General features: G+C 37.3%; 28 protein-coding genes. 8 read left to right on the forward strand and 20 right to left on the reverse strand.

Annotated elements, in window-relative coordinates:
• From RHP76_RS20240 to RHP76_RS20250, 3 genes are read right to left on the reverse strand one after another with little or no spacing between them, the layout of a single operon-like run.
• Positions 1–384: a DUF3037 domain-containing protein gene (locus tag RHP76_RS20240; protein WP_062675386.1), complete on the reverse strand. Its 384-nt coding sequence runs from the start codon at positions 382–384 to the stop codon at positions 1–3.
• Positions 371–1,144 (reverse strand): HipA family kinase, encoded by a 774-nt coding sequence (locus RHP76_RS20245; protein ID WP_311228895.1) that lies wholly within the window; start codon positions 1,142–1,144, stop codon positions 371–373. The genes RHP76_RS20240 and RHP76_RS20245 overlap by 14 nt, the downstream gene beginning before the upstream one ends.
• Positions 1,145–1,159: 15 nt before the next feature.
• Positions 1,160–2,416, reverse strand: coding sequence for a T9SS type A sorting domain-containing protein (locus RHP76_RS20250; RefSeq protein WP_311228896.1), 1,257 nt, complete (start codon positions 2,414–2,416; stop codon positions 1,160–1,162).
• Between the two features lie 61 nt (positions 2,417–2,477).
• Between RHP76_RS20250 and RHP76_RS20255 the strand changes: the two genes are divergently transcribed.
• Both RHP76_RS20255 and RHP76_RS20260 read left to right on the forward strand, forming a co-directional pair.
• A complete protein-coding gene (locus RHP76_RS20255; protein WP_311228897.1) occupies positions 2,478–3,320 on the forward strand; it encodes an alpha/beta hydrolase family protein in 843 nt (280 codons plus the stop codon).
• A gap of 48 nt (positions 3,321–3,368) precedes the next feature.
• The gene (locus RHP76_RS20260) at positions 3,369–3,878 is read left to right on the forward strand and encodes an Ivy family c-type lysozyme inhibitor (protein ID WP_120233530.1); all 510 of its coding nucleotides are present in this window, start codon (positions 3,369–3,371) and stop codon (positions 3,876–3,878) included.
• A gap of 53 nt (positions 3,879–3,931) precedes the next feature.
• Here RHP76_RS20260 and RHP76_RS20265 read toward each other — a convergent pair whose 3' ends face one another.
• From RHP76_RS20265 to RHP76_RS20305, 9 genes are all read right to left on the reverse strand, one after another.
• On the reverse strand, positions 3,932–4,531 hold the full coding sequence (locus tag RHP76_RS20265) for a hypothetical protein (protein WP_120233531.1): 600 nt from the start codon (positions 4,529–4,531) through the stop codon (positions 3,932–3,934).
• 12 nt (positions 4,532–4,543) lie between these two features.
• Positions 4,544–5,365, reverse strand: coding sequence for a flavin reductase family protein (locus RHP76_RS20270; RefSeq protein ID WP_034697429.1), 822 nt, complete (start codon positions 5,363–5,365; stop codon positions 4,544–4,546).
• A gap of 162 nt (positions 5,366–5,527) precedes the next feature.
• Positions 5,528–6,775: a fumarylacetoacetase gene (fahA, locus tag RHP76_RS20275; RefSeq protein ID WP_120233533.1), complete on the reverse strand. Its 1,248-nt coding sequence runs from the start codon at positions 6,773–6,775 to the stop codon at positions 5,528–5,530.
• A 52-nt stretch (positions 6,776–6,827) separates the two neighbouring features.
• Positions 6,828–7,289, reverse strand: coding sequence for a hypothetical protein (locus RHP76_RS20280; protein WP_114820841.1), 462 nt, complete (start codon positions 7,287–7,289; stop codon positions 6,828–6,830).
• A gap of 71 nt (positions 7,290–7,360) precedes the next feature.
• On the reverse strand, positions 7,361–8,491 hold the full coding sequence (gene hppD, locus RHP76_RS20285; protein WP_311228898.1) for a 4-hydroxyphenylpyruvate dioxygenase: 1,131 nt from the start codon (positions 8,489–8,491) through the stop codon (positions 7,361–7,363).
• Positions 8,492–8,729: 238 nt separating this feature from the next.
• Entirely contained in the window at positions 8,730–9,521 is a 792-nt protein-coding gene (locus RHP76_RS20290) for a hypothetical protein (protein WP_120233534.1), read from the reverse strand.
• Between the two features lie 137 nt (positions 9,522–9,658).
• Positions 9,659–10,933 (reverse strand): acetyl-CoA hydrolase/transferase family protein, encoded by a 1,275-nt coding sequence (locus RHP76_RS20295; RefSeq protein ID WP_311228899.1) that lies wholly within the window; start codon positions 10,931–10,933, stop codon positions 9,659–9,661.
• A 219-nt stretch (positions 10,934–11,152) separates the two neighbouring features.
• Positions 11,153–12,664: a succinyl-CoA:acetate CoA-transferase ScpC gene (locus tag RHP76_RS20300; protein ID WP_047424366.1), complete on the reverse strand. Its 1,512-nt coding sequence runs from the start codon at positions 12,662–12,664 to the stop codon at positions 11,153–11,155.
• Positions 12,665–12,835: 171 nt separating this feature from the next.
• Positions 12,836–13,987, reverse strand: coding sequence for a homogentisate 1,2-dioxygenase (locus tag RHP76_RS20305; protein ID WP_062675375.1), 1,152 nt, complete (start codon positions 13,985–13,987; stop codon positions 12,836–12,838).
• Between the two features lie 123 nt (positions 13,988–14,110).
• Between RHP76_RS20305 and RHP76_RS20310 the strand changes: the two genes are divergently transcribed.
• Together RHP76_RS20310 and RHP76_RS20315 are read left to right on the forward strand one after the other, a co-directional pair.
• Positions 14,111–16,180 (forward strand): TonB-dependent receptor plug domain-containing protein, encoded by a 2,070-nt coding sequence (locus tag RHP76_RS20310; protein ID WP_311228900.1) that lies wholly within the window; start codon positions 14,111–14,113, stop codon positions 16,178–16,180.
• 50 nt (positions 16,181–16,230) lie between these two features.
• The gene (locus RHP76_RS20315) at positions 16,231–16,638 is read left to right on the forward strand and encodes a thioredoxin fold domain-containing protein (protein WP_228432386.1); all 408 of its coding nucleotides are present in this window, start codon (positions 16,231–16,233) and stop codon (positions 16,636–16,638) included.
• Positions 16,639–16,812: 174 nt separating this feature from the next.
• Here RHP76_RS20315 and RHP76_RS20320 read toward each other — a convergent pair whose 3' ends face one another.
• Together RHP76_RS20320 and RHP76_RS20325 are read right to left on the reverse strand one after the other, a co-directional pair.
• Positions 16,813–17,283, reverse strand: a complete 471-nt coding sequence (locus RHP76_RS20320; protein WP_311228901.1) for a cupin domain-containing protein — start codon at positions 17,281–17,283, stop codon at positions 16,813–16,815.
• Between the two features lie 3 nt (positions 17,284–17,286).
• Positions 17,287–18,276: a quinone oxidoreductase family protein gene (locus RHP76_RS20325; RefSeq protein ID WP_311228902.1), complete on the reverse strand. Its 990-nt coding sequence runs from the start codon at positions 18,274–18,276 to the stop codon at positions 17,287–17,289.
• 92 nt (positions 18,277–18,368) lie between these two features.
• Between RHP76_RS20325 and RHP76_RS20330 the strand changes: the two genes are divergently transcribed.
• Entirely contained in the window at positions 18,369–18,758 is a 390-nt protein-coding gene (locus RHP76_RS20330) for a winged helix-turn-helix transcriptional regulator (protein WP_311230271.1), read from the forward strand.
• A 67-nt stretch (positions 18,759–18,825) separates the two neighbouring features.
• Here RHP76_RS20330 and RHP76_RS20335 read toward each other — a convergent pair whose 3' ends face one another.
• The 4 genes from RHP76_RS20335 to RHP76_RS20350 all read right to left on the reverse strand — a co-directional run bounded on the left by RHP76_RS20335 (position 18,826) and on the right by RHP76_RS20350 (position 22,650).
• Positions 18,826–19,680 carry a glycine betaine ABC transporter substrate-binding protein gene (locus RHP76_RS20335; protein WP_311228903.1) on the reverse strand — a complete coding sequence of 285 codons (855 nt, stop codon included), beginning with the start codon at positions 19,678–19,680 and terminating at the stop codon, positions 18,826–18,828.
• Position 19,681: 1 nt separating this feature from the next.
• Positions 19,682–20,509, reverse strand: a complete 828-nt coding sequence (locus RHP76_RS20340) for an ABC transporter permease (RefSeq protein WP_110367868.1) — start codon at positions 20,507–20,509, stop codon at positions 19,682–19,684.
• 1 nt (position 20,510) lies between these two features.
• Positions 20,511–21,761: a quaternary amine ABC transporter ATP-binding protein gene (locus RHP76_RS20345; RefSeq protein ID WP_062675368.1), complete on the reverse strand. Its 1,251-nt coding sequence runs from the start codon at positions 21,759–21,761 to the stop codon at positions 20,511–20,513.
• A gap of 523 nt (positions 21,762–22,284) precedes the next feature.
• Positions 22,285–22,650: a DUF1304 domain-containing protein gene (locus tag RHP76_RS20350; protein WP_311228904.1), complete on the reverse strand. Its 366-nt coding sequence runs from the start codon at positions 22,648–22,650 to the stop codon at positions 22,285–22,287.
• Positions 22,651–22,715: 65 nt separating this feature from the next.
• On the opposite strand from RHP76_RS20350, the gene RHP76_RS20355 reads away from it, so the two are divergent.
• From RHP76_RS20355 to RHP76_RS20365, 3 genes are all read left to right on the forward strand, one after another.
• Positions 22,716–23,288 carry a Crp/Fnr family transcriptional regulator gene (locus RHP76_RS20355; protein ID WP_311228905.1) on the forward strand — a complete coding sequence of 191 codons (573 nt, stop codon included), beginning with the start codon at positions 22,716–22,718 and terminating at the stop codon, positions 23,286–23,288.
• 63 nt (positions 23,289–23,351) lie between these two features.
• The gene (locus tag RHP76_RS20360; protein WP_311228906.1) at positions 23,352–23,786 is read left to right on the forward strand and encodes a DoxX family protein; all 435 of its coding nucleotides are present in this window, start codon (positions 23,352–23,354) and stop codon (positions 23,784–23,786) included.
• Between the two features lie 4 nt (positions 23,787–23,790).
• Positions 23,791–24,234, forward strand: coding sequence for a carboxymuconolactone decarboxylase family protein (locus RHP76_RS20365; protein ID WP_120233542.1), 444 nt, complete (start codon positions 23,791–23,793; stop codon positions 24,232–24,234).
• 238 nt (positions 24,235–24,472) lie between these two features.
• On the opposite strand, the gene RHP76_RS20370 is transcribed toward RHP76_RS20365, so the two are convergent.
• Positions 24,473–25,441, reverse strand: a complete 969-nt coding sequence (locus RHP76_RS20370; protein ID WP_123278839.1) for a cyclase family protein — start codon at positions 25,439–25,441, stop codon at positions 24,473–24,475.
• 220 nt (positions 25,442–25,661) lie between these two features.
• Positions 25,662–26,645, reverse strand: a complete 984-nt coding sequence (locus tag RHP76_RS20375; protein WP_311228907.1) for an aldo/keto reductase — start codon at positions 26,643–26,645, stop codon at positions 25,662–25,664.
• Positions 26,646–26,708 lie beyond the last annotated feature (63 nt).

Below are 26,708 nucleotides of genomic sequence, written 5' to 3' on the forward strand. Positions count from 1 at the left end.
TTACTTTACTAACTCCTCAAAAAGCTTACCAAAAGTAACATTCAGATCCTTTGATTTTCCCGGATGAGGTCTTGAGGTCTGGACTACAGAACTTCTTACCGCTGTCAGCCATCGGAAACGTTCCGGAATATCAAGAAAAGCAATAGGACCGCCATCTTTCTCACCGTTAGCAATTTTTTGAAAGCTTTCAAGATTGTGGATGATATCATCGTAATCCAGTTTGCTGTGCATCAGTTTAAATTTGTCCGGACACAAATAGAATTCCACTCTGATGAATTTTTCCTTCTTGGAAAACATCACCAGTCCGATATTGAAAAATTCTTCTCTTTCAACTTTAGGTACCAGGCGTATTACCGCATATTCATATATTTTATCCTCTTGCATTTTTCGCTTCGTTTACAAAGATTTGAGAATATTCTAATCTGGTTTTCATAAACTGAAAATAGATCTCACGGATTTCTTCTGGCGTTTCGTCAGCATCATTCCAGTGTAACCAGTCTTCAGGAATCATATTGACAATATTTCTGAAAAGAGTATCATTCAAAACTTCATGGGCAAATTTATCCGCTTCACCAAGCATTTTGGCCTTAGGAAGAAGCACATGATCTTTCACATATTTGAAAGGCGTTTTGGCCGCTGCATCAAAATTCTGCCATGAGTGGTGAAAGTAGAACGAAGCACCATTATCGATGATCCAAAGTTCTTTGTGCCACATCAGCATATTGGTATTTTTAAAAGTACGGTCGATGTTGGTAATAAATGCATCCAGCCATACTATTTTTGAAGCCAGAAGTGGATCCACACTTACTCCCGGATCATATGTAATAGAACCGGAAAGATAATGTAACCCAAGATTCAGACCTTCAGAAAACTTCAGAAGATCCTGTATTTCCTCATCGGCTTCCGTTCTTCCGAAATCAGCATCAAGATTAACGAAAACCAGTTCAGGAATTTTAAGTCCCAAAGCTTCGGTAATTTTCCCGCCCAACAGTTCGGAAATCAGCATTTTTACCCCATGGCCTGCGCCACGGAATTTTAAAACATATTTGAAATCATCATCAGCTTCTGCCAGAGCCGGAAGAGATCCTCCTTCTCTAAGGGGCAGAATGTAACGCATCACGGTTACAGTTCTTAAATTCTGCATGCAGCAAAAATAAGCTTATTTTTTAATAATTTTTTTAGTGAATTCCTTTTCTCCTGTTTTATATTGCAGGAAATAAACTCCGCTGGTCAAATGTTGAAGTGAAATACTGTAGCCAGTCTCTGTTTTATTCAAATGATGAGGAATGATTTTTCCTGAAGCTTCTGTAAGGGAAATTACTTCAAATTTCTTTTTAGAAACAATGTAAATAAGGTTTTGAACAGGATTTGGATAGATTTGAATTCCATTTTCTATAGTTGTTTCTGCTGTATGTAATGTGCTTACAACAACCAGTTTTGTTTTGGTCGTAGTTGCTCCGCAGGCATCTGTAGTAAGTTTTACATGATAACTTCCTCCCACAGTATAGGTGTGTGTCGGATTTTCCAGCGTAGAAGTCGTTCCATCGCCAAAATCCCATGAATAATTAGCTGCATTCTGGGTTGCATTCGTAAACTGAACGGTGCCTGCTCCGGTAAGCTGATAAGTGAATCTGCTGTGAATATCATTGTTGGTTACATACCATTTATCAGGCTGGTTATACACTTCTGTTTTCACAATATCTTTGATCAGTTGAGCCTGTGCCGGAGTAAGATTTCCATTAAAAGGAATCTGGGTAGGATCTTTCTTGAATATAATCGTATAAAATGTATACGCAGCTGCCATAGAACCAATGTAGCTCGGGTGCGATTCATCCTGATCATACAATTCAATTGCTGGGTTTTGTTCTCTGATCGTTCTCCAGACTTTACCTACAGGAGAGACAATACCTTCATTGTTCATCGCCATTTCCATGTAACGGTTATAAATTTGAGTGTCCATTCCCTGATATGTGCAGACTGTGGGAAGTCCTGGACAGTTGGTTGCATCACCATTTTTACGGCCCCAGGTCATATAGAAAATAACATTTCCACAAGGATTGGCTGTTTTAATTAAATTGGAAAGCTGAAGAGCATAAGGATACACCTGATTTTGTACCTGTGAATCGGGAAACGAAGGAAGCTGGCTCTGTTCCTGTAATACCACGTAATCCCAGTTTCCCTGATTAATATCTGAAGTGACATTCGGATTGTTGGCATGATCCTGCAGGGTAGCACCTCCCGGAGTCTGGCTGTGATGTTCGAATACATCACCATTAGATGCAGCAATGCTTTGAATAAGACCAGGTAAATTGTTAACATAAGTATAACTGTTTCCAATAAAGAATACCCTTTTGGTCGTCTGGCTCAGGATGAAAGAAAATGTAATTAAAGATAAAAAAAGTAGAGTTTTTTTCATAAATTTCAGTTTGAATTCATCCTATAAATATAAATAATATTAAGTAAAACCCATTTGTTTTATGAATTTGATTATAGAAAAGAATATATACTTAGAAAATAAAGAAACAAAAGGTTTTCTTGCTGATGCTTTTTATAAAGACAGTCAAAAAAAACTTCCCCTGATCATATTTGTTCACGGATATAAAGGGTATAAAGATTGGGGAGCCTGGAACCTGATGGCTGAAAAGTTTGTGGAAGCAGGCTTTTTCTTTGTCAAGTTTAAATTTTCGCATAACGGGACAACAACCGATGATCCGCTCAACTTCGGCGATCTTGAAGCTTTTGGAAATAATAATTATTCTAAAGAACTTTCAGATCTTGGCGTAGTGATTGATCACTTTAGTAAAGATCCCCATGTGGATGATGAAAAGATTGTGCTGATCGGGCACAGCAGAGGAGGAGGAATTTCTATTGTTAAAACTTTTGAAGATGAAAGGATTAAAGGGTTGATTACGTTGGCTAGTGTGGATACTTTAAATCGTTTTCCAAAAGGAGAAGCCTTGGAGAACTGGAAAAATAATGGTGTTTACTATGCTTTAAATGGGCGTACACAACAGGAAATGCCTCATTATTATCAGTTTTATGAAGACTATGAAAAGGATATTCACCGTTTTGATGTAGAACGAGCTACAGAAATGGCTAAAGCTCATATGCTGATTATTCATGGAACAGAAGATGAAGCGGTAGAGGTGAAGCAGGCAGAACATCTTCATATTCTTCACCCTAATTCTGAGCTTTTTCTGATTGAAAATGCCAACCATACTTTCGGGGGAAAAGAACCATGGGAAGGAAATGATTTACCAAAAGATCTCCATATTGTAACTGAAAAATGCATTGATTTTATCAAAGAAAAATTGAAATAAAACATTTAAAACTACGTTATTATATAGTAACCACCATAAAATATATTTATGAAAAAAATTATTGCAGGCGCATTTGCGCTTTCACTATGTGTTGTTTCATGTAAAAAAGAAACAAAAACCGAATCTTCTGTAAGCAGTGATACTTTGGCAACCGTAATGCCTAAGGATTCCGTAACAACTCCAAAAGCAGATTCAGCGGCAACTGCAGCTCCTTCTGCTCCTGCTCCGGATAATGTTATTACCAAAAACGTGGGTAAATATCCTCATGATATTAAATTCTTTGAAGATAAAGGTATTTCAGAAAGACTGAAAAAACTTACCGGTGCTCAGTATGATGAAATGGTAAAGAATTTCAACGTGGAAAGTCCTATTGCATCAGAAAATGGAATCTACAAACTGACTGGATGCAAACAACACGACTGTCCGGGATATGCCACAAGCATTTACTATGATGCTAAAAATGACAACCTGAATATTTCTATTGATAAAAACGGTAAAGCAACAGAATTTGCTGAAAAAGGAAAAATTACTGTTTCAGAATCGCTTAAATCCAAATAACAGAAAAGGAGTGAAACTTTCACTCCTTTTTTATTGATGATCGATAGATATCTTTAGTTCGTTTTAACAGCGTTCTTTTTTACTGCCTTTAAAAGACTTCGAAAGTTTTTCATAGTCATCATTTCTGTTGAAGGATCAAAGATAGTCACCTTTTGATCTTTTTCCACCGAAACTTCTGAATATGCTTTGAGAGAATATATTTTCTTCATAGTGCTGATATCATAGACATCCATCGTTGCAAAAGTTTCATTTTTTTTATATTCATATTGCGTTCCCATTGAATTGTCTAGACCGTTTCGCACTTTCATGGTGTAGATGTTTACCAGGAAATTGAAATCAGAATCTCTTTTCAATACCTCAAGATCTTCAGTTTCCGGATCAAAAGGAATACTATTCTGAATGATATTTTCTGCTTTTGCCGTTTTTAAGTCAAAGGCTTTGCCATTGCTTAAATCCTGGAATAGTTGAAATGCTTCCTTGTTCATCATTTCCCGGTGGTGCGAATCTACATCCGTTTTGATGTTGTTAATCAGCCACTTTTTGTCCTTCGAAAATACCAATGATTTGCTGTAAATCCCGTAATCTTTTCTTACAGGATAATAACATGACTGTAAGGTGATTAAGAGAAAAAGGAAGAATATATATTTTTTCATCTATAATTCAGACTACTTAATTAAAATCTTCCAGGCTTCTTCAATTTTACTTTCCAGAAGTAATTTCTGGGCATCTAGATGGATGTTTTCATCGGCATGAAAGTCTCCGGCTGGTAATACTTCCGTATTGGCAAGCATTCCAAGGTCATTTCCTGTAAAGACTTTACTGTATTTAATAGAATCTGGCAGCAGATCGAAACCGATTCCTTTTGTTACCAAAGGTTTGGGTACTTCAAAAAGACTGTTTTCATTGCTTCTGGAATACCAGTTGCTGCCTAAACGGGCTACCATATCCAGTTTTTTCTGATCCAGATTTCCTGCTTCATTCAAATATTCTTCTCTGATATGGATTTTCTGAACTTCACAGATTACCAGATTTCCTGCTCCGCCCTGATCACCCAATGATTTTACCTCTAAAACCTTACATTCAAAGTTAACAGGGCATTCTTCAATAAGCTTAGGTTGAACAAGGTCTGCATCTTTCATGGTAAGGCCGGATTTGATAAATTCATTCACTCCGGTTTCGTATTCTGTAGAAGCTAAAGAGATCTGCTGTACAATCGGAAAATTGACTGTTCCGATGACTACTTCAGGTACTTCAATAACATTTTCCAGCGTATGTTTGGTGGTATTATCACGAACCCTTCTCGATGGTGAAAAAATCAAAATCGGAGGAACCGTACTGAACATATTAAAAAAACTGAAAGGAGATAAGTTATTATTACCGTCTTTATCTACAGTAGATGCCAGTGCAATCGGTCGTGGTGAAACGGCCGTCTGCATAATGGTCTGTAGTTGTACGGAGGTTATCTCGGAGGGGATTACTGTTTTCATGTTTTTACTTTAAAAGATGCTTCGACTCCGCTCAGCATGACATTTCGAATACTAACTGTTAAGCAGTATATTTCTAGCGATGTCATCCACCAAACCTTATAGGTTTTCAAAACCTATAAGGTTTAATAGTAGTATTGTGCAGAGCTAAAATTTAGATAAAAATTAAAGTGCTGGAATGATTTTACCGGAAACTTCCCCGAAACCTACTCTCACACCGTCTTTTTCAGCCCAGGCCTTCATGGTAACCGTATCATTGTCTTCAATGAATTTTCTTTCTTCTCCGTTGCTTAATGATAAAGGATTTTGTCCTCTCCATGTCAGCTCAAGCATAGAACCGAAAGACTTTGGATCACTTCCGGAAATAGTACCGCTGGCATATAGATCACCTACTTCCACATTACATCCGTTTACGGTATGGTGTGCCAGTTGCTGGGTCATATTCCAGTACATGTGTTTGTAGTTGCTTTCACAGATCAGATTCTGATCTCCGTTTTCAGGCTGGATATATACTTCAAGGTTGATATCGTAATTTTTATCACCTTCAAATTTTAAATAGTCTAAAACCTCAGGATCCTGCACTGGAGAAGCAGTTCTGAATGGTTCCAAAGCTTCAAGTGTAACCACCCATGGAGAAATGGATGAACCGAAGTTTTTCGCAAGGAATGGCCCTAGCGGAACATATTCCCAGGATTGAATATCTCTTGCAGACCAGTCATTGAAAACAACCATTCCGAAGATGGCATCTTCTGCATCTTTGGTAGAGATACTTTCTCCCATCTCTGTATTTTTATTGATGATAAAGGCCATTTCCAGTTCGAAATCCAGTTGTTTACATGGTCCGAAAACTGGTTTGTCTGCATCTGCAGGCTTCATCTGACCTTTAGGACGGTTGATTTCCGTTCCGGATACTACGATAGAAGATGCTCTTCCGTGGTAACCTACCGGTAAATGTTTCCAGTTGGGTAATAAAGCATTGGCAGGGTCACGGAACATTTTTCCTACGTTGGTAGCATGTTCGATGCTGCTGTAGAAGTCCGTGTAGTTCGGGATGTGCACAGGCATCATCATTTTTACTTTATCCAGGTCATAGAAAGCTTCTTCAATAGTTTTCTGATCTTTTGATAAAATTGATCCTTCCTGTAATAAGGTTTGGATTTTAGTACGAACAGCGTTGGTAACAGGTTTACCCAGCTCGATAAATTCGTTGATGGTATACGCTTCAAAAACATTGTCGTCTAATCCTTCAATATCTTCAAAATACCCAAGATCGTACAATGTAGCAAGGTCAATGACCTGATCTCCGATTCTTGTACAGCATCCGATATATTCTTTGTTAAAAACTGCGACTCCGAAAGGAATATTGTGTATAGAAAAATCCGAATTTGAGGAATAGTCTACAAATGATTTCATAAGTTTAGATTTTAGTTAGATTCAATATCATCCGGAGAATTCCCCGGAACATTTATTTGGTCTTTTTTGAGTAAGAGGCTTCATCAATCCATCTGTCTCTGGTATTGACATCAATAAGGTACAGAATATTGTCCTGTTGTGTCAGCAATAAAGTCTTCGTGACAGGCATTGGGATTTTTTTGTTTTCAAGCATGTCTGCTCTTAAAGAAATAATATTTTTTTTCCTGATGATATCACCGGTGAAAACATTGGAACTGCTTTCTCCAGTTGCTTTATCATCGAAAACTTCTACATAGGTGGCATTATTCCCTTTGATAATAATAAAGTCCCTCTCCGTATGGTCGGCTTCATCTTTAATAAAAACAAACTTTTTGTTGTCAATATTTACATTTTCAAGATGCTGATTGATGCCTTTTCTTTGTTCAAGTCGGTTAAGGATTTCATTCAAAGTTCCATATTGGGCTTTAAGCCCTAAGGTTCCCAGAAGAAAAATCCCGATTAAAAGTTTTCTCATATACTGTGTTTTATAAAAAAGTTTTGCCAGAATACTGTATTCTGACAAAACTTATATTTTCTAATGTAAAATTAAAGATTACCTCTTCTTTCCTGCTCTCTTTCTAATGCTTCGAACAATGCCTTGAAGTTTCCGGCACCAAAACTCTGTGCGCCGTGTCTTTCAATAATTTCGAAGAATAGAGTAGGACGGTCTTCTACAGGCTTCGTAAAGATCTGTAATAAGTATCCTTCTTCATCATGATCAATAAGTATACCTAACTCCTGAAGTTTTTTAAGATCTTCATCAATATGACCAACTCTTTCAGGAACCATGTCGTAATAAGCTTCCGGTGGAGCAGAAAGGAACTCTACACCACGTTTCTTCAATTCAGTTACGGTGTGGATAATATCCTTTGTTGCCACAGCGATGTGCTGAACTCCTTCACCTTCATAGAAATCAATATATTCTTCTACCTGAGATTTCTTTTTACCTTCTGCAGGCTCGTTGATCGGGAATTTAGCATATCCGTTTCCGTTTGACATTACTTTAGACATCAATGCAGAATATTCTGTGTTGATCTGCTTGTCATCAAAAGAAAGGATGTTTACAAATCCCATTACTTTTTCATACCATTCTACAGTTGGGATCATTCTGTTCCAGTCAACATTTCCCACACAGTGGTCTACGTATAATAAACCTGCTTCTTCAGGCTTATAATCACTTTCCCACTTTTCATAACCAGGCATGAAAGCTCCGTTATAATTTTTTCTTTCTACAAACATGTGAACGGTTTCTCCGTATGTATAGATACCGGACATTCTTACCTCACCATGCTCATCAGTTAACGTTACAGGCTCTAAATAAGGTTTTCCACCTCTTTTAGTTGTTTCTTCGAAAGCTGCATAAGCGTCATCTACCCAAAGTGCCAAAATTTTTACTCCGTCACCATGTTTTTTTACGTGCTCGCTGATAGGAGAGTCAGATTTAAGTCCTGTTGTTAATACCAATCTGATTTTTCCCTGTTGAAGCACATAAGATGCACGGTCTCTTACTCCTGTTTCAGGACCCGCATAAGCTACAGACTGAAAACCGAAAGCGGTTTTGTAATAATGGGCAGCCTGTTTTGCATTTCCTACATAAAACTCAATATAATCTGTACCGTTAATCGGTAAGAAATTTTCTGCTTGAGCTATTTTCTCGGCAAATGTAAGTGTTGACATATTTTCTCTTTTACTTTTATTTTATTGGTATGCAAATTACAAAATTCTTAGATATGGCGAAAATATTCCCAAGGATTCATTGAATATATTTAACATAACGTTAAAGAAGAGTTTACTTAAGTATATTTAAGTTTCATAAGTCTAAAATCATCTGCCTACATTTGTTATACAAAAGACAAGTGAAAAAAAAATATTTCGAAACATGAAAGCCGTAGATACTCTCTACGGCTTTCTTATTTTAGGTTGTTTCAATTTTTCTGTTGAGCATTCCTGCATCAGGATTATAATTGTCCCAGATTTTCCAGGTATTATTTATTTTTTTGATAAAATAAATTTGTGTACTCAGTTGATTGACAAAATGTTCTTCTCCGGTTTCTCCTACTTTAAACAGAAGATTCCAGAATTCCTGTGATTCCAGAATTTTTTTGTCAGGTTCATCAGTAACCACATGGATATCAAATACCTCGTAGTTGGATCTGTTATTTTTTGTTACCAGATGGAAATCCTTGTCACACAGTTCTTTACTGAATTGTGAAGCCCTTTCTAAAAAAGGAGAATCTTCAAATACCAGACCTTTTAAAAGTTCGGTATTGTGAACGGGGAATAGCTTATAAAACTCAAAAGCCGATGCACAATAATCATAAACCATTTGGGTTAGATACGACTGGTCATCAATTTCTTTGTCGTCAACTTTCTTATATCTTATCGTAAGGATGTAATCATTAAGATCTTTGTATCCTAAGAAGATGCAGATTTTATCAAGTGTTTTAAGAAATCTGAGGTCACTATGGGTTTTATCCTGATAATCATTTTCAAAAAAACGCTGAAGAGTAACATGAGAAATGGTATTTCCGATTTCAAATTTTTTTCCTCCTTTCAGTTCTTCAGCTTCAGAAAGCTCGTCTTTAATAATTTCGGAAAGAATAATATAATGGCTTCTTTTCCATTCATTCACATTCCCCAAAACAGAATTCCTCACCTTGGAATGTTTTACCACTTCGTCTCGTATCGAATTATATATAGTTTTCAATTTCCTTGTTTTTGAATGAATTTTATCAAATATACTGCCAAAAAATTAATATTTTCATATGATTCTATGATGTTAAATTCAAAATTTGTTTTAATTTTTATAGCAAAAATAGTTTTGAAAACTTTATGGTTTGATTATCAGTGTTTAAATCTTTCAAAAGCAGCTCTTTCCAGCATTTCTCTGTCATCCGGATGGGCAATGCTGATAAGTTCCTGTGCTCTCTGGCGAAGGTTTTTTCCGTACAGATAAGCTGTTCCGTATTCAGTTACAACATAGTGAATATGCCCTCTTGTAGTAACTACACCAGCGCCTTGCTTAAGAAAGGGAACGATTCTGGAAATTCCTTTTTTTGTTCTTGCGGTAATGGCTATGATAGGTTTTCCCTCATCACTTAAAGCTGCACCGCGCATAAAATCCATTTGACCTCCAATTCCGCTGTACTGGAGTGTTCCGATAGAATCGGCACACACCTGGCCTGTAAGGTCTATTTCAATGGCAGAATTGATGGCTACCATCTTTTTGTTTCTCATGATATTGATAGGAAAATTAACCTCGCTTACATCCCTGAAAGCAAAAACAGTGTTATCATCCACATAATCATAGAGTTTCCGGGTTCCGAAACAGAAACTTGTGATGGTTTTATTATCGTTGTAACCCTTGTATTTATTGTTGATTACATCATTTTGAATCAGGTCAATAACACCGTCGCTAAGCATTTCTGTGTGGATTCCCAGATCCTTGTGATTGGTAAGGCATTTCAGAACCGCATCAGGAATGGTTCCAATTCCCATCTGAAGGGTCGATCTGTCTTCAATAAGCTCTGCTACATTTTTTCCTACGAGCATTTCTTCAGGACCTACTTTGGAACCATAATCTACTGTTGGGAGTTCCTCTTCATGCCAAACCAGCTTGTGGATTCTGCTGATGTGGATCATCCCGTCTCCATGGGTTCTCGGCATTCTTGGATTAACGATGGCCACAATGATTTTTGCCGTATCTACAGCGGCTCTCGCAATATCCACTGAAGTTCCCAACGTACAAAAACCGTGTTTGTCGGGTGGAGAAACCGTAACAATAACTACATCAAGAGGCAGGATATTTTTTCTGAATAAAATAGGAATTTCACTTAAGAAAACAGGAACAAAGTCTCCGCGGTCAGAATTCACAGCATCACGCACAGGTGTGGAAACAAATAAAGAGTTAATGAAAAAGCTGTCTTTGTATTGTGGTTTTGCGATTTCCACATTTCCCTGCTGGGTAATGGAAACCATCTCCACATTTTGCAAACGATTAGACTGTCTTGCCAGTTCATCAATAAGATAATTGGGAGTACAGGCACTACCGTGAAAAAAGACACGGTTTCCACTTTTTATTGTATATATTGCTTCTTCTGCACTGATGTAATTATTCATATTTTGTCTTTTTAAAAGGGTGTTAAGATAATTTTATAATTCAAAAAAATACCGCTCTTCTTTCAAAGATAATCTTTATAATTTTATATTCATATAAATATTTTGAGGATATTGAACAGACTTTTATCATACCAATAAACCACCTTTGATTTAAAATAGAAAGGACTGAATGTGTTGGCATTCAGTCCTTTTGTTTTATCTGTTATTTTGGTGAAAATCTTAATTAGCAGTTTCTACTGCAGTTTTCTGTTTCATACTTCCGGTTTCTGCAAATCGTAAATGCCAGCTGAAAGATTCTTCCAATAAATGAGGGGTATGACCTCCTCTTTCACAAGCTCTGTCGAAGTAAGACTGTAGTTCTTCTTTATAATCCGGGTGAACACAATTATCGATGATTTTCTGAGCTCTTTCTCTTGGCGCTAGTCCTCTTAAGTCAGCCAAACCAACATCTGTTACCAGAATATCTACATCATGTTCTGTATGGTCGGTATGAGAAACCATTGGAAGGACGTGAGAAATATTGTTGCCTTTTGAAGCAGCCTGAGTTACGAAAATACTTAAATAAGCATTTCTCGCGAAGTCTCCGGAACCTCCGATTCCGTTCATGATTTTGGTTCCTCCGATATGAGTAGAGTTTACATTTCCATAAATATCGAATTCAATAGCTGTATTGATAGCTATTACTCCTAACCTTCTGATCAATCCCGGAGTATTTGAAATATTCTGAGGTCTTAGAACGAATTTGTCTTTATATTTTGAAAGGTTTCCTAATACTCTTTCATAGCATTCCTGAGAAACGGTAATGGATGATGCCGAAGCAAAACTTAGCTTACCGGAATCGATCAGATCAAATGTACTGTCCTGAAGCACTTCGGAAAACATCGTCAGATCATAAAAATTACTGTCTTTGAACCCTGTCAGAACAGCGTTGGCTACTTTACCGATACCTGCCTGCAGAGGAAGTAAGCGGTCTGTAAGGCGTCCTAGAAGGACCTCATTTTCAAAAAAGGCAAGAAGATGTTTGGCAATAGCTGTAGTTTTTTCGTCCGGTTCTGCAATATCAGCCGGACTGTCTTTACGGTTGGTAAATACGATAGCCTCAATTTTTTCAGGATCTACAGGAATGCTTTTTCTCCCGATTTTGTTCCATGGCGCAACAATCGGAATAACATTTCTGTAAGGATAATCTTCGGCCTGGTAGATATCATGGATTCCATAAACTTCTTCAGGAACTTCCGTATTGATTTCAATAATAACCTTTTTAGCCAAAGCCGCAAAAGTCACAGAATTTCCTACAGAAGTAGTAGGAACGATGCTTCCGTCTCTTTCAATATAAGCAGCTTCGATAATAGCTACATCAATGCTTTGGAGATTTTTGGTGTGAAGAAGCTCGGCACTTTCACTTAAATGCTGGTCGATGAAGAGAATTTCCCCGTTGTTAATTTTGTTTCTTAAGATAGGGTCTACCTGGAATGGCATTCTTTTTTTCAGAACATTGGCTTCGGCCAGTTTTCCATCGGTACCGTGCCCCAGTGAAGCTCCGGTCATCAAAGTGACCTTAAGGTCTTCTGTTTTTCCTCTTTCAGCCAATGCCGGTAAAATGGCTTTGCTGTCACCTGCCTTTGTAAAGCCGCTGGACCCGATGGTCATACCGTCTTTAATGATTTTTACAGCGTTTTCGGCTGTGGTTACCTTTTGGTGTAAACTTTCTAATCTGATTCTTTCTAACATGTAATATTGATTTTGTTTTAAACCACCATTACTTAGGATGCGATATGAAAAATAATGATGGTCAATATGTTAACCATACCTCACAAATTTACAAAAAAAGACGCTTTAAATAAAGGATTTAAAGCGTCTTTTGTATGTATTCAGTAATACTTTTTGATAATTTTTAATGATTTATTCTAACCATGAAGTTTTATAAGAAGGATCTTCTACTTTTAAAGCTTCCTCTGTAATTTTTAACGGACGGAAAGGGTCTACCATTACGGCATATTCTTCCGTGAATTTTTTGCCGATACTTCTTTCCATAGCACCAGGGTGAGGTCCGTGTACAATTCCGCCAGGATGAAGGGTAAAGTCCATTAAATCAATGTGGTTACGGCTCATGAAATCACCTTCTGTATAGAATAATACCTCATCAGAATCAATATTAGAGTGGTTGTACGGAGCAGGAATAGCCTGTGGATGATAATCATACATTCTTGCACAAAATGAGCACACTACGAAATTGTGTCCTTCAAAATTCTGGTGAACCGGTGGCGGTTGGTGAATTCTTCCGGTAATCGGTTCGAAGTTTTTAATATTGAATTTATAAGGATAAAAATAGCCATCCCAGCCCACGACATCGAACGGGTGAGTAGCGTAGATGAAGTCGGTAATCTGGTTTTCTTTTTTTACTTTAATAAGGAATTCTCCTTTTTCGTCTATGGGTTCTCTGTAAGTAGGAGCAATGATATCTCTTTCGCAGAATGGCGAATGTTCCAAAAGCTGTCCGAATTCATTTCTGTATCTTTTCGGAGTATAAATAGGAGAGTGGCTTTCCAGTACAAAAAAGACTGTATCATCAGATTTCAGTTCTACCTGATAAATGGTTCCTCTCGGAATAATAAGATAATCTCCGGTTTCGAATTCAAGATCTCCCACAAATGTTTTTAAGATTCCGGCTCCGTTATGAACATACAAAAGCTCATCACATTCTGCATTTTTGTAGAAATAATCCATCGATTTTCTTGGCTTGGCCAGTCCCATTTTCAGGTCATTGTTCATCAAAAGGATCTTTCGGCTGTCCATAAAATCATCTTCAGGAGTGACGTTCATTCCTTTAAACATTCTTGGAGCCACATTTTTTTCCACAGCGATTTTTGGAGTAACATCTTTCGGCTCACCGATAGATTTGATTTGTGTAGGGCGGTGGATATGATATAACAGAGAAGAAATACCATGGAAGCCTTCTGTACCGAAAAGCTGTTCATAGTAAAATTTATCTTCCGGAGACTTAAAGATCGTATGCCTTTTTTGTGGGATATTTCCCAATTGATGATATCTCATTTTACTTTCATATGTAGTTTCTCAAATTTAATCATTTTTCATGAATTGGCTCAACCTATATTTTCTGGATTAAGTTTTGTATTTGAAAAATAATTGTTAGATTTGTCTAACAATTTTAATTTCATGAAGCGAATATTATTTTCTATTACTTTTTTATCTACCTATTGCTTTGCGCAGGAGACGGACAGTTTGAGCTTGCAGCAGACTAAAAGTCAGGATTCTGCCAGGGTTATGAAGAGGGAATTTAAGACCAGTACCATTGAAGATGTAGTGGTTACCGGTACCATAAAACCGATGAGCAGGTCCAAAAGTCCTGTTGCCGTAGAGATCTACAGTCAGAAATTTTTCCAGAAAAATCCTACTCCCAGTATTTTTGAGGCCATTGCCATGGTTAATGGAGTAAAACCTCAGCTGAACTGTTCTGTGTGCAATACGGGAGATATTCACATCAACGGACTGGAAGGGCCTTATACCATGATTCTGATTGACGGAATGCCCATTGTCAGTTCACTTTCTACCGTCTATGGATTAAGTGGAATTCCTAATAGTTTGGTTGACCGAATTGAAGTAGTAAAAGGCCCTGCATCTTCCATCTACGGTTCTGAAGCCATGGGAGGGGTTATCAATATTATCACCAAAAATGCACTGACCGCTCCTAAATTAAGTATTGACCTGATGACATCGAGCTGGTTTGAAAATAATCTGGATCTTTCTACTAAATTCAACGTAGGGAAGAATGCTGCTTCATTATTAAGTTTAAATTATTTCAGTTTTCAGGAAAGAATAGATCAGAATAAAGATAATTTCACGGATACCACTTTACAAAGTAGAATTTCCGTATTTAACAAGTGGAATTTTAAGAGAAAAGAAAACAGACAGGCAAGTTTTGCTTTGAGGTATCTGTATGAAGACCGCTTTGGGGGAGAAATGCAATGGAATAAATCTTTCCGCGGCAGTGACGAAGTATATGGAGAAAGTATCTATACCAACAGAGCAGAGGTTTTCGGATTGTACGAATGGCCGATGAAAGAGCATATCGTGACACAGTTTTCTTATAATTATCATGATCAGAATTCGTTTTATGGATCAAACCCATTCAATGCAACACAAAAGGTAGCCTTTGTGCAAACGTATTGGGACAGGAGCTTCGGGAAACATGATATCACGGCCGGACTTACCTTCAAAAGAACTTTTTACGATGATAATACTCCGGGAACACTCGATGCAGATGGCATCACCAATGCACCGATGAAATCTCCTATCTGGGGAGCTTTCATTCAGGATCAGTGGGAAATCAACGATAAAAATACTTTGCTGATTGGATACAGATATGATTATGATAAAGTACATCACTCCGTTCACTCACCGAGGTTTGCATGGAAATTTAATCCCAATCCATATCATACTTTACGTTTCAATTTTGGAACAGGTTTTAGAGTGGTTAATTTATTTACAGAAGATCACGCAGCTTTGACAGGTTCAAGGGAAGTTGTGGTAAAATCTGACCTGAAACCGGAAAGATCTATTAATGGAAACCTGAATTATATCTGGAAAATTCCCGTAGGAAACAGAATGGTGAATCTTGATGCATCTGCATTTTACACTTATTTCAGTAATAAAATTGTAGGAGATTTTGATTCTGATCCGGATAAAATTATTTATGACAATCTCCACGGATACGGAATTTCAAGAGGTGCTTCCCTGAGTGTGGATTTTAGTTTTCAGTTTCCTTTGAGTGTCAATCTTGGTGTTACTTATCTGGATGTCTATCAGAAATTTGATAATGAAAATCAAAAAACACAGCAGCTGCATGCACCAAAATGGAGTGGAACTTATAACCTGACGTATAAATTTGCGAATAACCTGACCATCGATTTTACAGGACAGTTCTACGGTCCAATGCGATTACCTGTCTTAGTAAATGATTTCCGCCCTGAATATTCACCCTTTTATTCTCTGGCCAATATTCAGGTGTCCAAGAGTTTCAAATCCGGATTTGAAGTGTATTGCGGGATGAAAAATTTATTCAATTTCAGACCTAAAGATCCTTTGATGAGACCATTTGACCCGTTTGATAAATATGTTGATGATCCTATAAACAACCCTAATCATTATACTTTTGATACGGCATACGGTTATGCCCCGATGCAGGGAATCAGAGGTTTCTTAGGTGTAAAATATACTTTAAAGTGAAAAAAATAGCTTTATTTTTAATGTTAGTGCCCTGTTTTTATCTGTCTCAGATGAAGACAGGCACTTTTTCTGATCTTGAGGTTCAGCAGAAAGAAAATCCTAAACCGGTTGTGATCCATCTTTATACAGATTGGTGTGCGGTGTGTAAGATTGAGTCTTTCCGTATGAATAAAGATAAGGAGCTGGTGAGTATGATCAATGATCACTTTTATTTTATCAACTTTGAGTCAGAGAAGACAAAGGAGAAAATTCATTTCCAGAATCAGGAGTTTGAATATCTGCAGAATGGAAATTCCGGAATTCATGAGTTGGCGCTGGCTTTGTCTAAGAATAAAAACCAACCTGTTTATCCTTTGTGGATATTCCTGGATAAGCATCAGAATCTGGTGTATTATCAGGAAGGACAGATGACGCCTGAAAAAATGAAGCAGAAGCTGTTGGAGATTTCTGCTTTGTGAGGTGTAAGATTAAATATAGACAATTATACACAATTCCACATTAATCCTGCTATCTTATTATTAGGACACTCTCATTCTGAATGTAACGCAGTGAAATGAAGAATCTAAGCTTTACATGAGATTCTTCCTTCGTAAGAATGACAATCGTGTAAAATCTTATACAGTCGTTTTAATTTAGATCGCTGCATCAATCAAAACCGCCAGCTGAATGCAAGGTTCATCAGAACGGTTGCTCCATGCATGATTTGTTCCTCTCTGGATAACGATGTCGCCAGGTTTCAAAAGCGTTTCTCCTTCCTCCATGATGAGGTAAAGTTCGCCGGAAAGAATAATGATATAATCCAGTGTTGGCGTTTGATGCATCATCGGATGAGGTTCGTTCTTTTTCCATTCTATACCTAAATCTTTATCAGGAGGAACTACTACATATCGGAAGTAAGTACCATTTTTAGGAGTTTGTGGAAATCCGGTATTGGGAATTTGGGTTTCAAAATCCAGGCTGGCCGGCGTTGTCTGGGTATTCCATACATCTGAAATGATAAGCCCAGGGAAGTGTTCCACAGCGTTTTCTACTTGTTGATCTTCTATAATAACGGATTTTCCATCTTTTATTCCTGTTACGATTCGTCTTGGTATTGTGTTCATAGATTAATGTTTCATAATAAGTTTATGACCTTGAGTCTGATTATTTTTTAGAATAGAATGTGCCTGTAGAACGGTATCCAAAGAAAGATTTCCAACGGTTCTATATTGTGGAGGGAGAATCGTTCCGTTTTCAATAAGTGTTTTGATGGTAAGCAAACTGTTTTTATAATACTCGTATTTTTTTACCATTCCATACATATAATTGGAGATATTCATAATCATAGTTCCTTTGTTGAAAAGGGATTCGTGAGCATCTCTAGTGACCAAGGCTGTCACATCCACATACGTTCCGTTGATTTTTAAAACTTCTGCGGTGATTTCAGACATATAGTTTCCCACCAGATCAATTCCATATTCGAAAGGTTGATCATTATTGGCTTTTAGAATATTACCGATTAGATTTTCTTCTTTATAGTTGATGATCTGATGATTTTTCAATCCCAGATTGAGAAGAATCTGTCTGTTTTCCTCGCTGCCAACCGTGGCTGTGATCTGTTGGATATTATGTGCTAATAAAATTTTAATCAGAAATGAACCGACTCCTCCTGTTGCTCCTGTTACTAAAACTGTATTTTCGGGGTTTAATTTCAAACGGTTAAAAATCTGTAAAGAAGTAAGCCCTGCCGAAGGAATGGCAGCCGCCTGTTCAAATGAAATATTTTTTGGTTTAAAGGAAACAATGGCTTCAGGAACGACAATATATTCAGCATAAGTGCCGTTGCTTCCCATGGAGCCGCTGCCACAATAGACTTCATCTCCAGTATTGAATTCTGTAACATCAGAACCTTTATCCACTACAATTCCGGATAGTTCTCTTCCTAATATAGGGGAACTGATCAGTTTCCGTTCCAATTCATTTTCCAGCATCTGATAATCGATGGGGTTGAAACCACTTGCTTTAATCTGAATTAAAACTTCATTGCTTTTGGGTTTTGGCTGTTCTGCAAATCCGTCTTCCAGCTTTCCGTTTTTATTTAAAATAACTGCTTTCATACTTTAAAATTTGATAGACAAATGTAAAACGGGAATAGTTTATATTTGCTACTAGTTAACCAATGGTAACTAGTTACCTTCATGAAACTATTATGGCAAAAATCATTGAAAACGGAATTGAAAGAGAAGCCAGCTGCACAGAGGAATTGTTCGCGATGCGGGACAGTCTGGACGTTTTAGGAGGAAAATGGAAACTGATGATCCTGCGTTATCTTACCAACAGACCAGATCAGATGATCCATTTTAAAAAGCTGGAACGCAGTATAGAAGGTATCTCTGCGAAAATGTTGAGTAAAGAATTAAAAGAACTTGAAACGAATCTCCTGATCATAAGAACCATTCAGGATACAAAGCCGATTACGGTAACTTATGCGGTGACCGAATATGGAAAATCTGTATTTCCGGTGACAGAAACATTGGTGAATTGGGGGATCATTCATCGGGAAAAGATCAAAGAATCAATGAATTCTTCGGAACAATAGATCAAAAAAAATCCTCAGACCGGATTAAGGTTGAGGATTTTTCATACTATCAAGAAGTATCTTTTTGTTAATTTTTATTTAACCACGACTGTACAAGCTCAGCGTGATCTTTCACCCATTCTTTGGCGGTGGCTTCTTTGTTTTTACTCTGTTCCATTTTCATTAAAAGATCGGACATGTTTTCATCATCAAAATGGAGTTTTGAAAAGAATTTGGCCAGCTCAGGATGATCTTTTGCAAAGCTTTTTCTGGAGTAAGTTTTAATCTGTTCTGCTTCACCATATATCTTTTGAGGATCATCAAGAAATTTAAGCTTCATTTTTCCAAACATCCAGTGGGGCTGCCATCCGGTTACCACAATCCATTCTTTACGTTTGATAGCGTTCTGTAATTCGGTGATCATGGCAATGGTAGAAGAGTTAATCTGATGATAATCCAGTTTATAGTCAATAATTGCTTTATCCGTTCCGGTGGTTAATCCGGCTCCTTTTTCAATTCCAATGATTCTTTGATTGAACTGGTTTTTATTGTGATTGAGCTCTTCAATGGAGTTAACAGGAACGTATTCAGGTACAACTAATCCTATACGACCGTTGTCATAATTGGTTCCAAGATGAGTCAGCCCAGGAAATTTAGCAAGCTTTTTCGCATGAGTGTAAGGAAGCCAGACTCCCATGAAAAGGTCTGTATCTTCATTATTCATCGAAGCCAGAATCATATCTGTAGAGGCTTTTTGAATAATCACATGATAACCTTGCTGGTCAAGAATAGCTTTAGCAACGTGTGTCATCGCAACATCTTCCGCCCAGCCGTCTACCATTCCTATGGTAATATATTTAGAATTTTTTATGTTTTCACACGAACTTAATGCTGTAAATAGTAACATTAAAACGGGCAAAAACAGATATTTAAATTGTTTCATCTTATTGCTTTTTCTTTACAAATCCCTGAGTAATACGGTCGAGGATAATGGCCAATATCACTACGGATAAACCACTTTCAAATCCTAATCCGATATCCAGATTATTAATTCCTTCCAGTACTTTCTCCCCTAAACCGCCTGCAGCAATCATTCCTGCAATAACGACCATGGATAATGATAACAATATGGTTTGATTAATCCCTGTTAAAATCGTTTTCATCGCTAAAGGAAGCTCTACTTTGAACAGAATCTGACGGTTGGTGGCACCAAAAGCTCTGGCAGCCTCCACAATATCTTTCGGAACGGCTTCAATTCCCAGTGTCGTTAATCGAACTGCTGGCGGCATGGCGAAAATAATCGTTGCAAAAGCACCCGGTACTTTACCGATACTGAAAAACAGTACAGCCGGGATCAGATAGACAAATGCGGGCATGGTCTGCATCAAATCCAGTAAAGGACGAATGATTTTGTCAGCTATTTTGCTTTTCGCTGCTAAAATTCCAAGCGGAATAGAAAGAATAAGGGCTGTAATGGTGGAAACAAAAATAAGTGCCAGCGTTTCCATGGTTTCTTTCCATAATCCCATTAAAAATATTAAACTTAATCCGGCAGCCGTTACTACAGCAATGCCTTTTCCGGCTTTCCATAGTGCCAGCAGGGTAAAAAAGAGAATGATTACATAAAAAGGAGTGTTTGTTAAAACCCATTCAATCCCCATAATAGAGGAATTTCCCAGATGCTTTATGACATCAAATACAGGTTTTCCGTTTTCTGTGAGCCAATTGATTGCAGTTTCTACATATTGACCTATATCTATAGTTTTATTCATCTTATTGGTTGTTTGCGATTTCTTTTAATTCGATAATCTCTTCTTCGTTAAATTTGGTCGCTTCTATGACCAGTGATAACTGAGTGACAAGACCTAAAAATTTATTGTCTTCATCAATAACAGCAATGGACGATTTATTTTCAGAGATCAGTGGTAACATCTCTTCAACAGTCACTTCAGGATAAACTGAAGGAACATTGCTGTTGATAATAGATTCTACCGTAGGTTCTTTCTTTCTGGCAATGCGGACTACATCATTAAGGGTTACAAAACCCAGAAATTTATTTTGAAAATCTACCACCGGCAAGTTTTCTAATCCCGTGGCTCTCATTTTTCTTAAAGCTCCCTCAGGGCCGTCTTTTCTGAAACGTACCACTGTCGCTTTGTCAAACATTAAAGATCTTGCGGTAATAATGGTTTTACGGTCTACTTTCTCTACGAATGCTTTCACATAGTCGCTTGCCGGATTGGTTAAAATGTCTTCAGCAGTTCCTATCTGTTCTATGACACCATCTTTCATGATGACGATGCGGTCTCCGATTTTAATGGCTTCGTCCAGATCATGGGTAATAAAGACTATGGTTTTTTGCAACGTATTCTGCAGTTCAAGCAGCTGATCCTGCATTTCAGATTTTATCAATGGGTCCAGTGCGGAAAAGGCTTCATCCATAAGCAGAACTTCAGGGTCGTTTGCCAGTGCTCTTGCCAATCCTACTCTCTGCTGCATTCCTCCGGAAAGCTGGGAAGGATATTGGTTTTCAAAGCCGGTTAATCCGACGATGTCCAATGCTTTCTGTGCTTTTTTATCGCGTGAAGCTTTATCTTCTCCTCTGATTTCTAATCCGAAACCAGCATTGTCGAGAATTGTATGATGGGGAAGTAATCCAAATTTCTGAAATACCATACTCATTTCCGTTCTTCTTACTTGTAAAAGTTCCTTGTTGTTTTTACTGGTAATATCATCGTCATTGATGAATACTTTTCCTGAAGTGGGTTCATTCAGTCTGTTAAGGCAACGCAGTAAAGTTGATTTTCCACTTCCCGAAAGTCCCATGATCACAAAGAATTCTCCTTCATAAATTTCAAAACTGGCTTTGTTGATTCCTATGGTGCAGCCTGTTTTTTCAAGAATTTCCTTTTTGGAAAAACCTTTATCCAGAAGTTCCTGTGCTTTTTCTTTGTTTTTACCAAAGATGATGGTCAGGTCTTCCACTTTAAGTTTTACTTTTCTAGTGTTTTCATTTTTTTCCATATTCAGAATTTTTCAATTAATAATTTGATATAAAAAATTGTACACCAATTCATTATATACATTTAGCTTTTGTTGTTCTGCTGTTGATGATAGGATAAAATAATTTGCTAAGCCTTTAGTGATAAAAGCTTTAAACAAAAAAATAACAGCATAAAGACCTGCTGGCCTTATGTTTATTTTAAATATTTCAATAGATTATACTCTAGAAAAAGAGTGTATTATGTAAAAAAAACTGATCTTTTACATAGATTCTACAATTAAATTACTGATGAGGTAATTACAGATATGTGTACTGAACAACTTGAATGGCTACATTTCATCAAAATGCTTGCCAGCATCAAAAAACTGTATATCAATTTTTTATGACGGTGCAAATTTACGAATTTTATATTAAATGGATTTTTACGTATGTAAGTTTTTGATTTTCAATACTATTTAAAAGAGGTGATTCATGACGAATTTTCTCTTATCATTAAAGTTAAAAGATAAATAAGGTAATTATTTTAAAAGTTAAGCTGTAAGATTATTTCAATAAAACAGCAATAATGGCAAGGATAGCTGGTAAAGCCTGAACGAAAAATATTTTTTTAGTGGCAGAAAGGGCTCCATAGATTCCGGCCACAGCTACACATCCTAAAAAGAATAATCCCACATTGGTCTGCCATTGCGGATCTTTAATCAGGAATGACCAGATCAGTCCGGCAGCAAGAAATCCATTATAAAGTCCCTGATTCGCAGCCAAACCTTTCGTTGGTTTAAACATTTCCGGAGGGAGAGCTGCTTTAAAAACTTCCTTTCCTTTGGTTTCCCATGCGAACATTTCCATCCAAAGAATATAAAGGTGTTCCAGTGCAACGACAGCGATCAGAATTTTAGCAACGATTTCCATGATTCAATATTTTTCTCATTGTAAAACTAAAAAAATAAAGTTAAGTTTGAGTATTAAATCTTACAATGGATTCATTCAAATCACATTTAAACAAATTTATTACGGTAACTGACGAAGAATATACTTCTATTGTATCATTTTTTGAGGTAATGGATGTTAAAAAGAAGCAAAATCTGGTGCTGGAAGGTGAAGTATGCCGGACCATGTATTTTGTAGTGAAAGGATGTCTGAGAAAGTTTTTTATCAATGAAAAAGGAGTAGAGCAGACGACGGAATTTGCCATTGAAAACTGGTGGATTACAGATACATTTGCTTACGAAAGGCATATACAAACTAACTTTTCTATACAGGCGGTAGAACCTTCTTCCGTTTTGGTGATTGATCTGGAGCGACAGGAAGAATTATTACAAAAGCATCCTGTTATGGAAAGGTATTTTCGCATGATCTATCAGCGGGCATATGCTGCTGCGGAACGCAGAATCCGTTATTTGTATGAGATGTCCAGAGAAGAACTTTATATGCATTTCAGTACATTGTATCCGTGGTTTATTCAAAGGATTCCTCAATATCTGATTGCCTCATTTTTGAATCTTACTCCGGAATATCTGAGTGAAATCAGAGCAAAATTACGATCTTAAACCAGTTTAAGTTTTTTACGGATCAGAAGACGGAAATTTGTCATGTGATTAAAAGCAAATGCAATGACAGATCAAAAATATCAATTTCCGCAACTTTTTTTAAGACTGGCTCTCGCCGTTACGATGCTTTCTGCGGTGGCAGACAGGTTCGGATGGTGGAGTAAAGAAAATTCTTCATGGGGAAACATGGAGCGTTTTAAAGAATATACAAGACAGCTTACCTTTTTTCTTACGGAAGCTTTAAGTACGGTTTCAGCGTATGCCGCAACCTTTTTAGAAATTCTTTTTCCTTTGATGCTGATTTTTGGATTTAAAACAAGAATTGCGGCCTACGGAAGCAGTATCCTGCTGTTAATTTTTGCGATATCCATGACCATCGCATCGGGACCAAAAGCTCCACTGAACTATTCCGTATGGGTGGGAAGTGCAGCTGCGCTTTTACTGGCGGTACAGCAGCATTATTCTTTAAGTATAGATCAATTAACCAAAAAAATATAATATTATGAGCGCAAGATTAAATATTGCAACAGTAGATTCAGCAGCCTATAAAGCTATGCTGGGATTGGAAGGGTATTTACAAACGATTTCTTTAACACACATTCAGAAGGAACTGATTAAGATCAGAGCTTCACAGATCAATAAATGTGCTTTCTGTCTTGATATGCATACCAAAGATGCCATCAAATACGGAGAAAATCCTCAAAGAATTTTTATTCTGAACGGATGGACAGAAGCAAAAGAATTTTTCACTGAAGAAGAGCAGGTGCTGTTGGCTATGACGGAAGAAATTACACTGATCAGCGATAAAGGTTTAACTGAAGAAACGTATCAGAAAGCAAAGTCTTTCTTTGATGAAAACCAGATCGCTCAGATTATTATGGCGATTATTACCATCAATGCCTGGAACAGAATTGCAGTAAGTACTCATCTTCCGATTGCAAAATAGGGAAGTCAGGAAGATGGAGGATAAAAGTTGATGAAGACTGTATTATCTATGGATATTTATTTTATTAAAAAAAACGGCCTTTCAAATTTTTGAAAGGCCGTTTTGATGCAAGATGCAAAGTGACAGTGTAACAGGGTTCGGGTATTAATTCTAAAAATAAATTTTTTGGTTCATTTTATTTTTTAAACCGGAATTACATTGTCTCTCCGTTTCTCGGATTATATTTCTAATAATTAAATTAATAAATAGCTACAGGATTTACATTCACCTGAGTAGAACCTACATACAAAGGCTGTCCCAGCACGAATAAAAATTCCCAGACTTTTTGTTTTACCAAAGGACGGCTGTCTATCAGTTCCAGGTTATAAATTCCTTTTTTAGCCAGCATAAACTGGTTGATGGGAAATTCTTCCTTACTTTTTGGGTTAGGATAGACTTCAGAAGCCCAGGTGTCGCCACCAAAAGCTACGATTCCCTGATCGGCAAGCCATTTTGCGGCATCCATACCGATTCCGGGTTCTGTTTCCAGGAATTGCTGATTATTTTTACCGATCAATTCAAGCCATCCGGTATTAAAAAGAACGATATCACCTTTTCGTAGAATAAGTCCCTGTTTCTTCAAAACAGATTTAATATCTTCTACTGTAAATTCTGTTCCTCCGGGTACGATTGATTTTCCATAATGAGCAGTCATATCAAGCACTACACCTCGGGTAACGAAAGGGGGTACTTTTTCAACACCCAATCTTTTTACGCCTTCGACGGTTACGAAATCTGTTGCCTTGTTTCCGTTATAGTAAGTATTGTCAATACCAATGTGTCCGATACCGTTCAGCTGTGTTCCCACTCCGGTCCATCCGTTGACCAGTTCGTCATTGAAGGTGAATTTATTAGGACCTATGCTTTTTCCGCCCTGTTCTCCGGGCTGAATATTGTATAAATTGAAACTTCTGTGTCTGAAAGCAGGAAGGTTTTTATCAATAGGAACCGCAAGCGCTAATGTTTTGCCCTGTTTTACTAATCCTAGTGCCTGTTTTACAACTTCCGGCGTTAATAGATTGGCTGCTCCTATTTCATCTTTCTCACCATAAGCCGACGGATACCATGATTTATCCTCCGGGTTGACAAGTGTCTGTGCCTTTAAATTAATGTTGTTGATAGTCAATAGCGTGGCTAACCCGAACATTTTGATCAGATTATTTTTCATTTTTAAAAAGATTTGGGGGTTAAAAGAGGGAAGCAGAAAGCTGGGAGAGGGAAGTTCTATTAGTGTATTGATAATTAGGTGGTTTCTATGCACTTTTCTGCATGTAACAAAGAGATTCCTCCTTCGTCGGAATGACAGTTGAAGTTCAATCGTAAACCAATCTATTGGTTATCCGACATCAATAACTTCCATCTTCCAGCCTCCTTCTTCCAGCTTTATATTATATTTCGCTCAAAGCAGAATTGATAAAGTTCAATTCTTCCTGTGAAAGGTCAATAGATATTGCTTTTGCGTTTTCGATGGCCTGCTGGGCATTTCTTGCTCCTGCCAATACGACTGTGATTGCTGGCTGAAGCGTTGTCCATCTTAATACCAGTTGAGAAAGCGTTGCTCCTTTTTCCTGTGCAATAGGTTCTATTTTTTCTAAGAAAATTTTCACTTTATTCAGATCAAACTGTGAAAAATATCCGTTTCTGTGGTCGTTTTCTTTTAATTGGTTTTCTTTGAAATATTTACCTGTTAAAAGACCTCTTTCCATTGGGCTGTACACAATAATTCCTGTATTATTTTCTAAAGAATAAGGGACAAGATCGTTTTCAATAGCACGGTTCAGCATGCTGTAAGAAACCTGGTTGCTGGCAAGTAGCAAAGTTCTCTTGGCTTCTTCCATTTGAGCTACACTGTAGTTGCTTACTCCTGCAGTACGGATTTTTCCTTGCTGGATCAATAATTCCATAGCTTCCATAGTTTCGGAAATTGGTGTTGTGCTATCCGGCCAGTGAAGCTGTAAAAGATCGATATAATCTGTTCCTAATCTTTTTAAGCTCTCTTCAACTTCTTTGATGATGTTTTCTTTAGAAGCCAATTTATAAACGGGAAGAGTCTTTCCTTCATCTTCTGCATCAAAGAAAAATTCTCCTTTGCCATTATTACTTCCGTCCCATACCAATCCAAATTTTGTTAAAAGCTGAATTTTTGAACGGTCTTTTCCTTTGATAGCTTCACCGATCATTTCTTCACTCAGTCCGAAACCGTAGAATGGTGCGGTATCAATAGAAGTTACTCCATGATCCAATGAAGCGTGAATAGAATTGATGGAATCCTGTTTTTCATTACCGCCCCACATGTTTCCACCGATGGCAAAAGCTCCGTGTGTGATTGCTGATAATTCTAAATCGGTGTTTCCTAATTTTCTGTATTCCATTTTGTTTGTTTAAAAATTGTTGTTGTGTTATACCACCCCGTCAAAAATTCTTTGAATTTTCGC

It is taken from the genome of Chryseobacterium sp. SG20098 (assembly GCF_031844745.1).
Taxonomy (GTDB): domain Bacteria; phylum Bacteroidota; class Bacteroidia; order Flavobacteriales; family Weeksellaceae; genus Chryseobacterium; species Chryseobacterium cucumeris.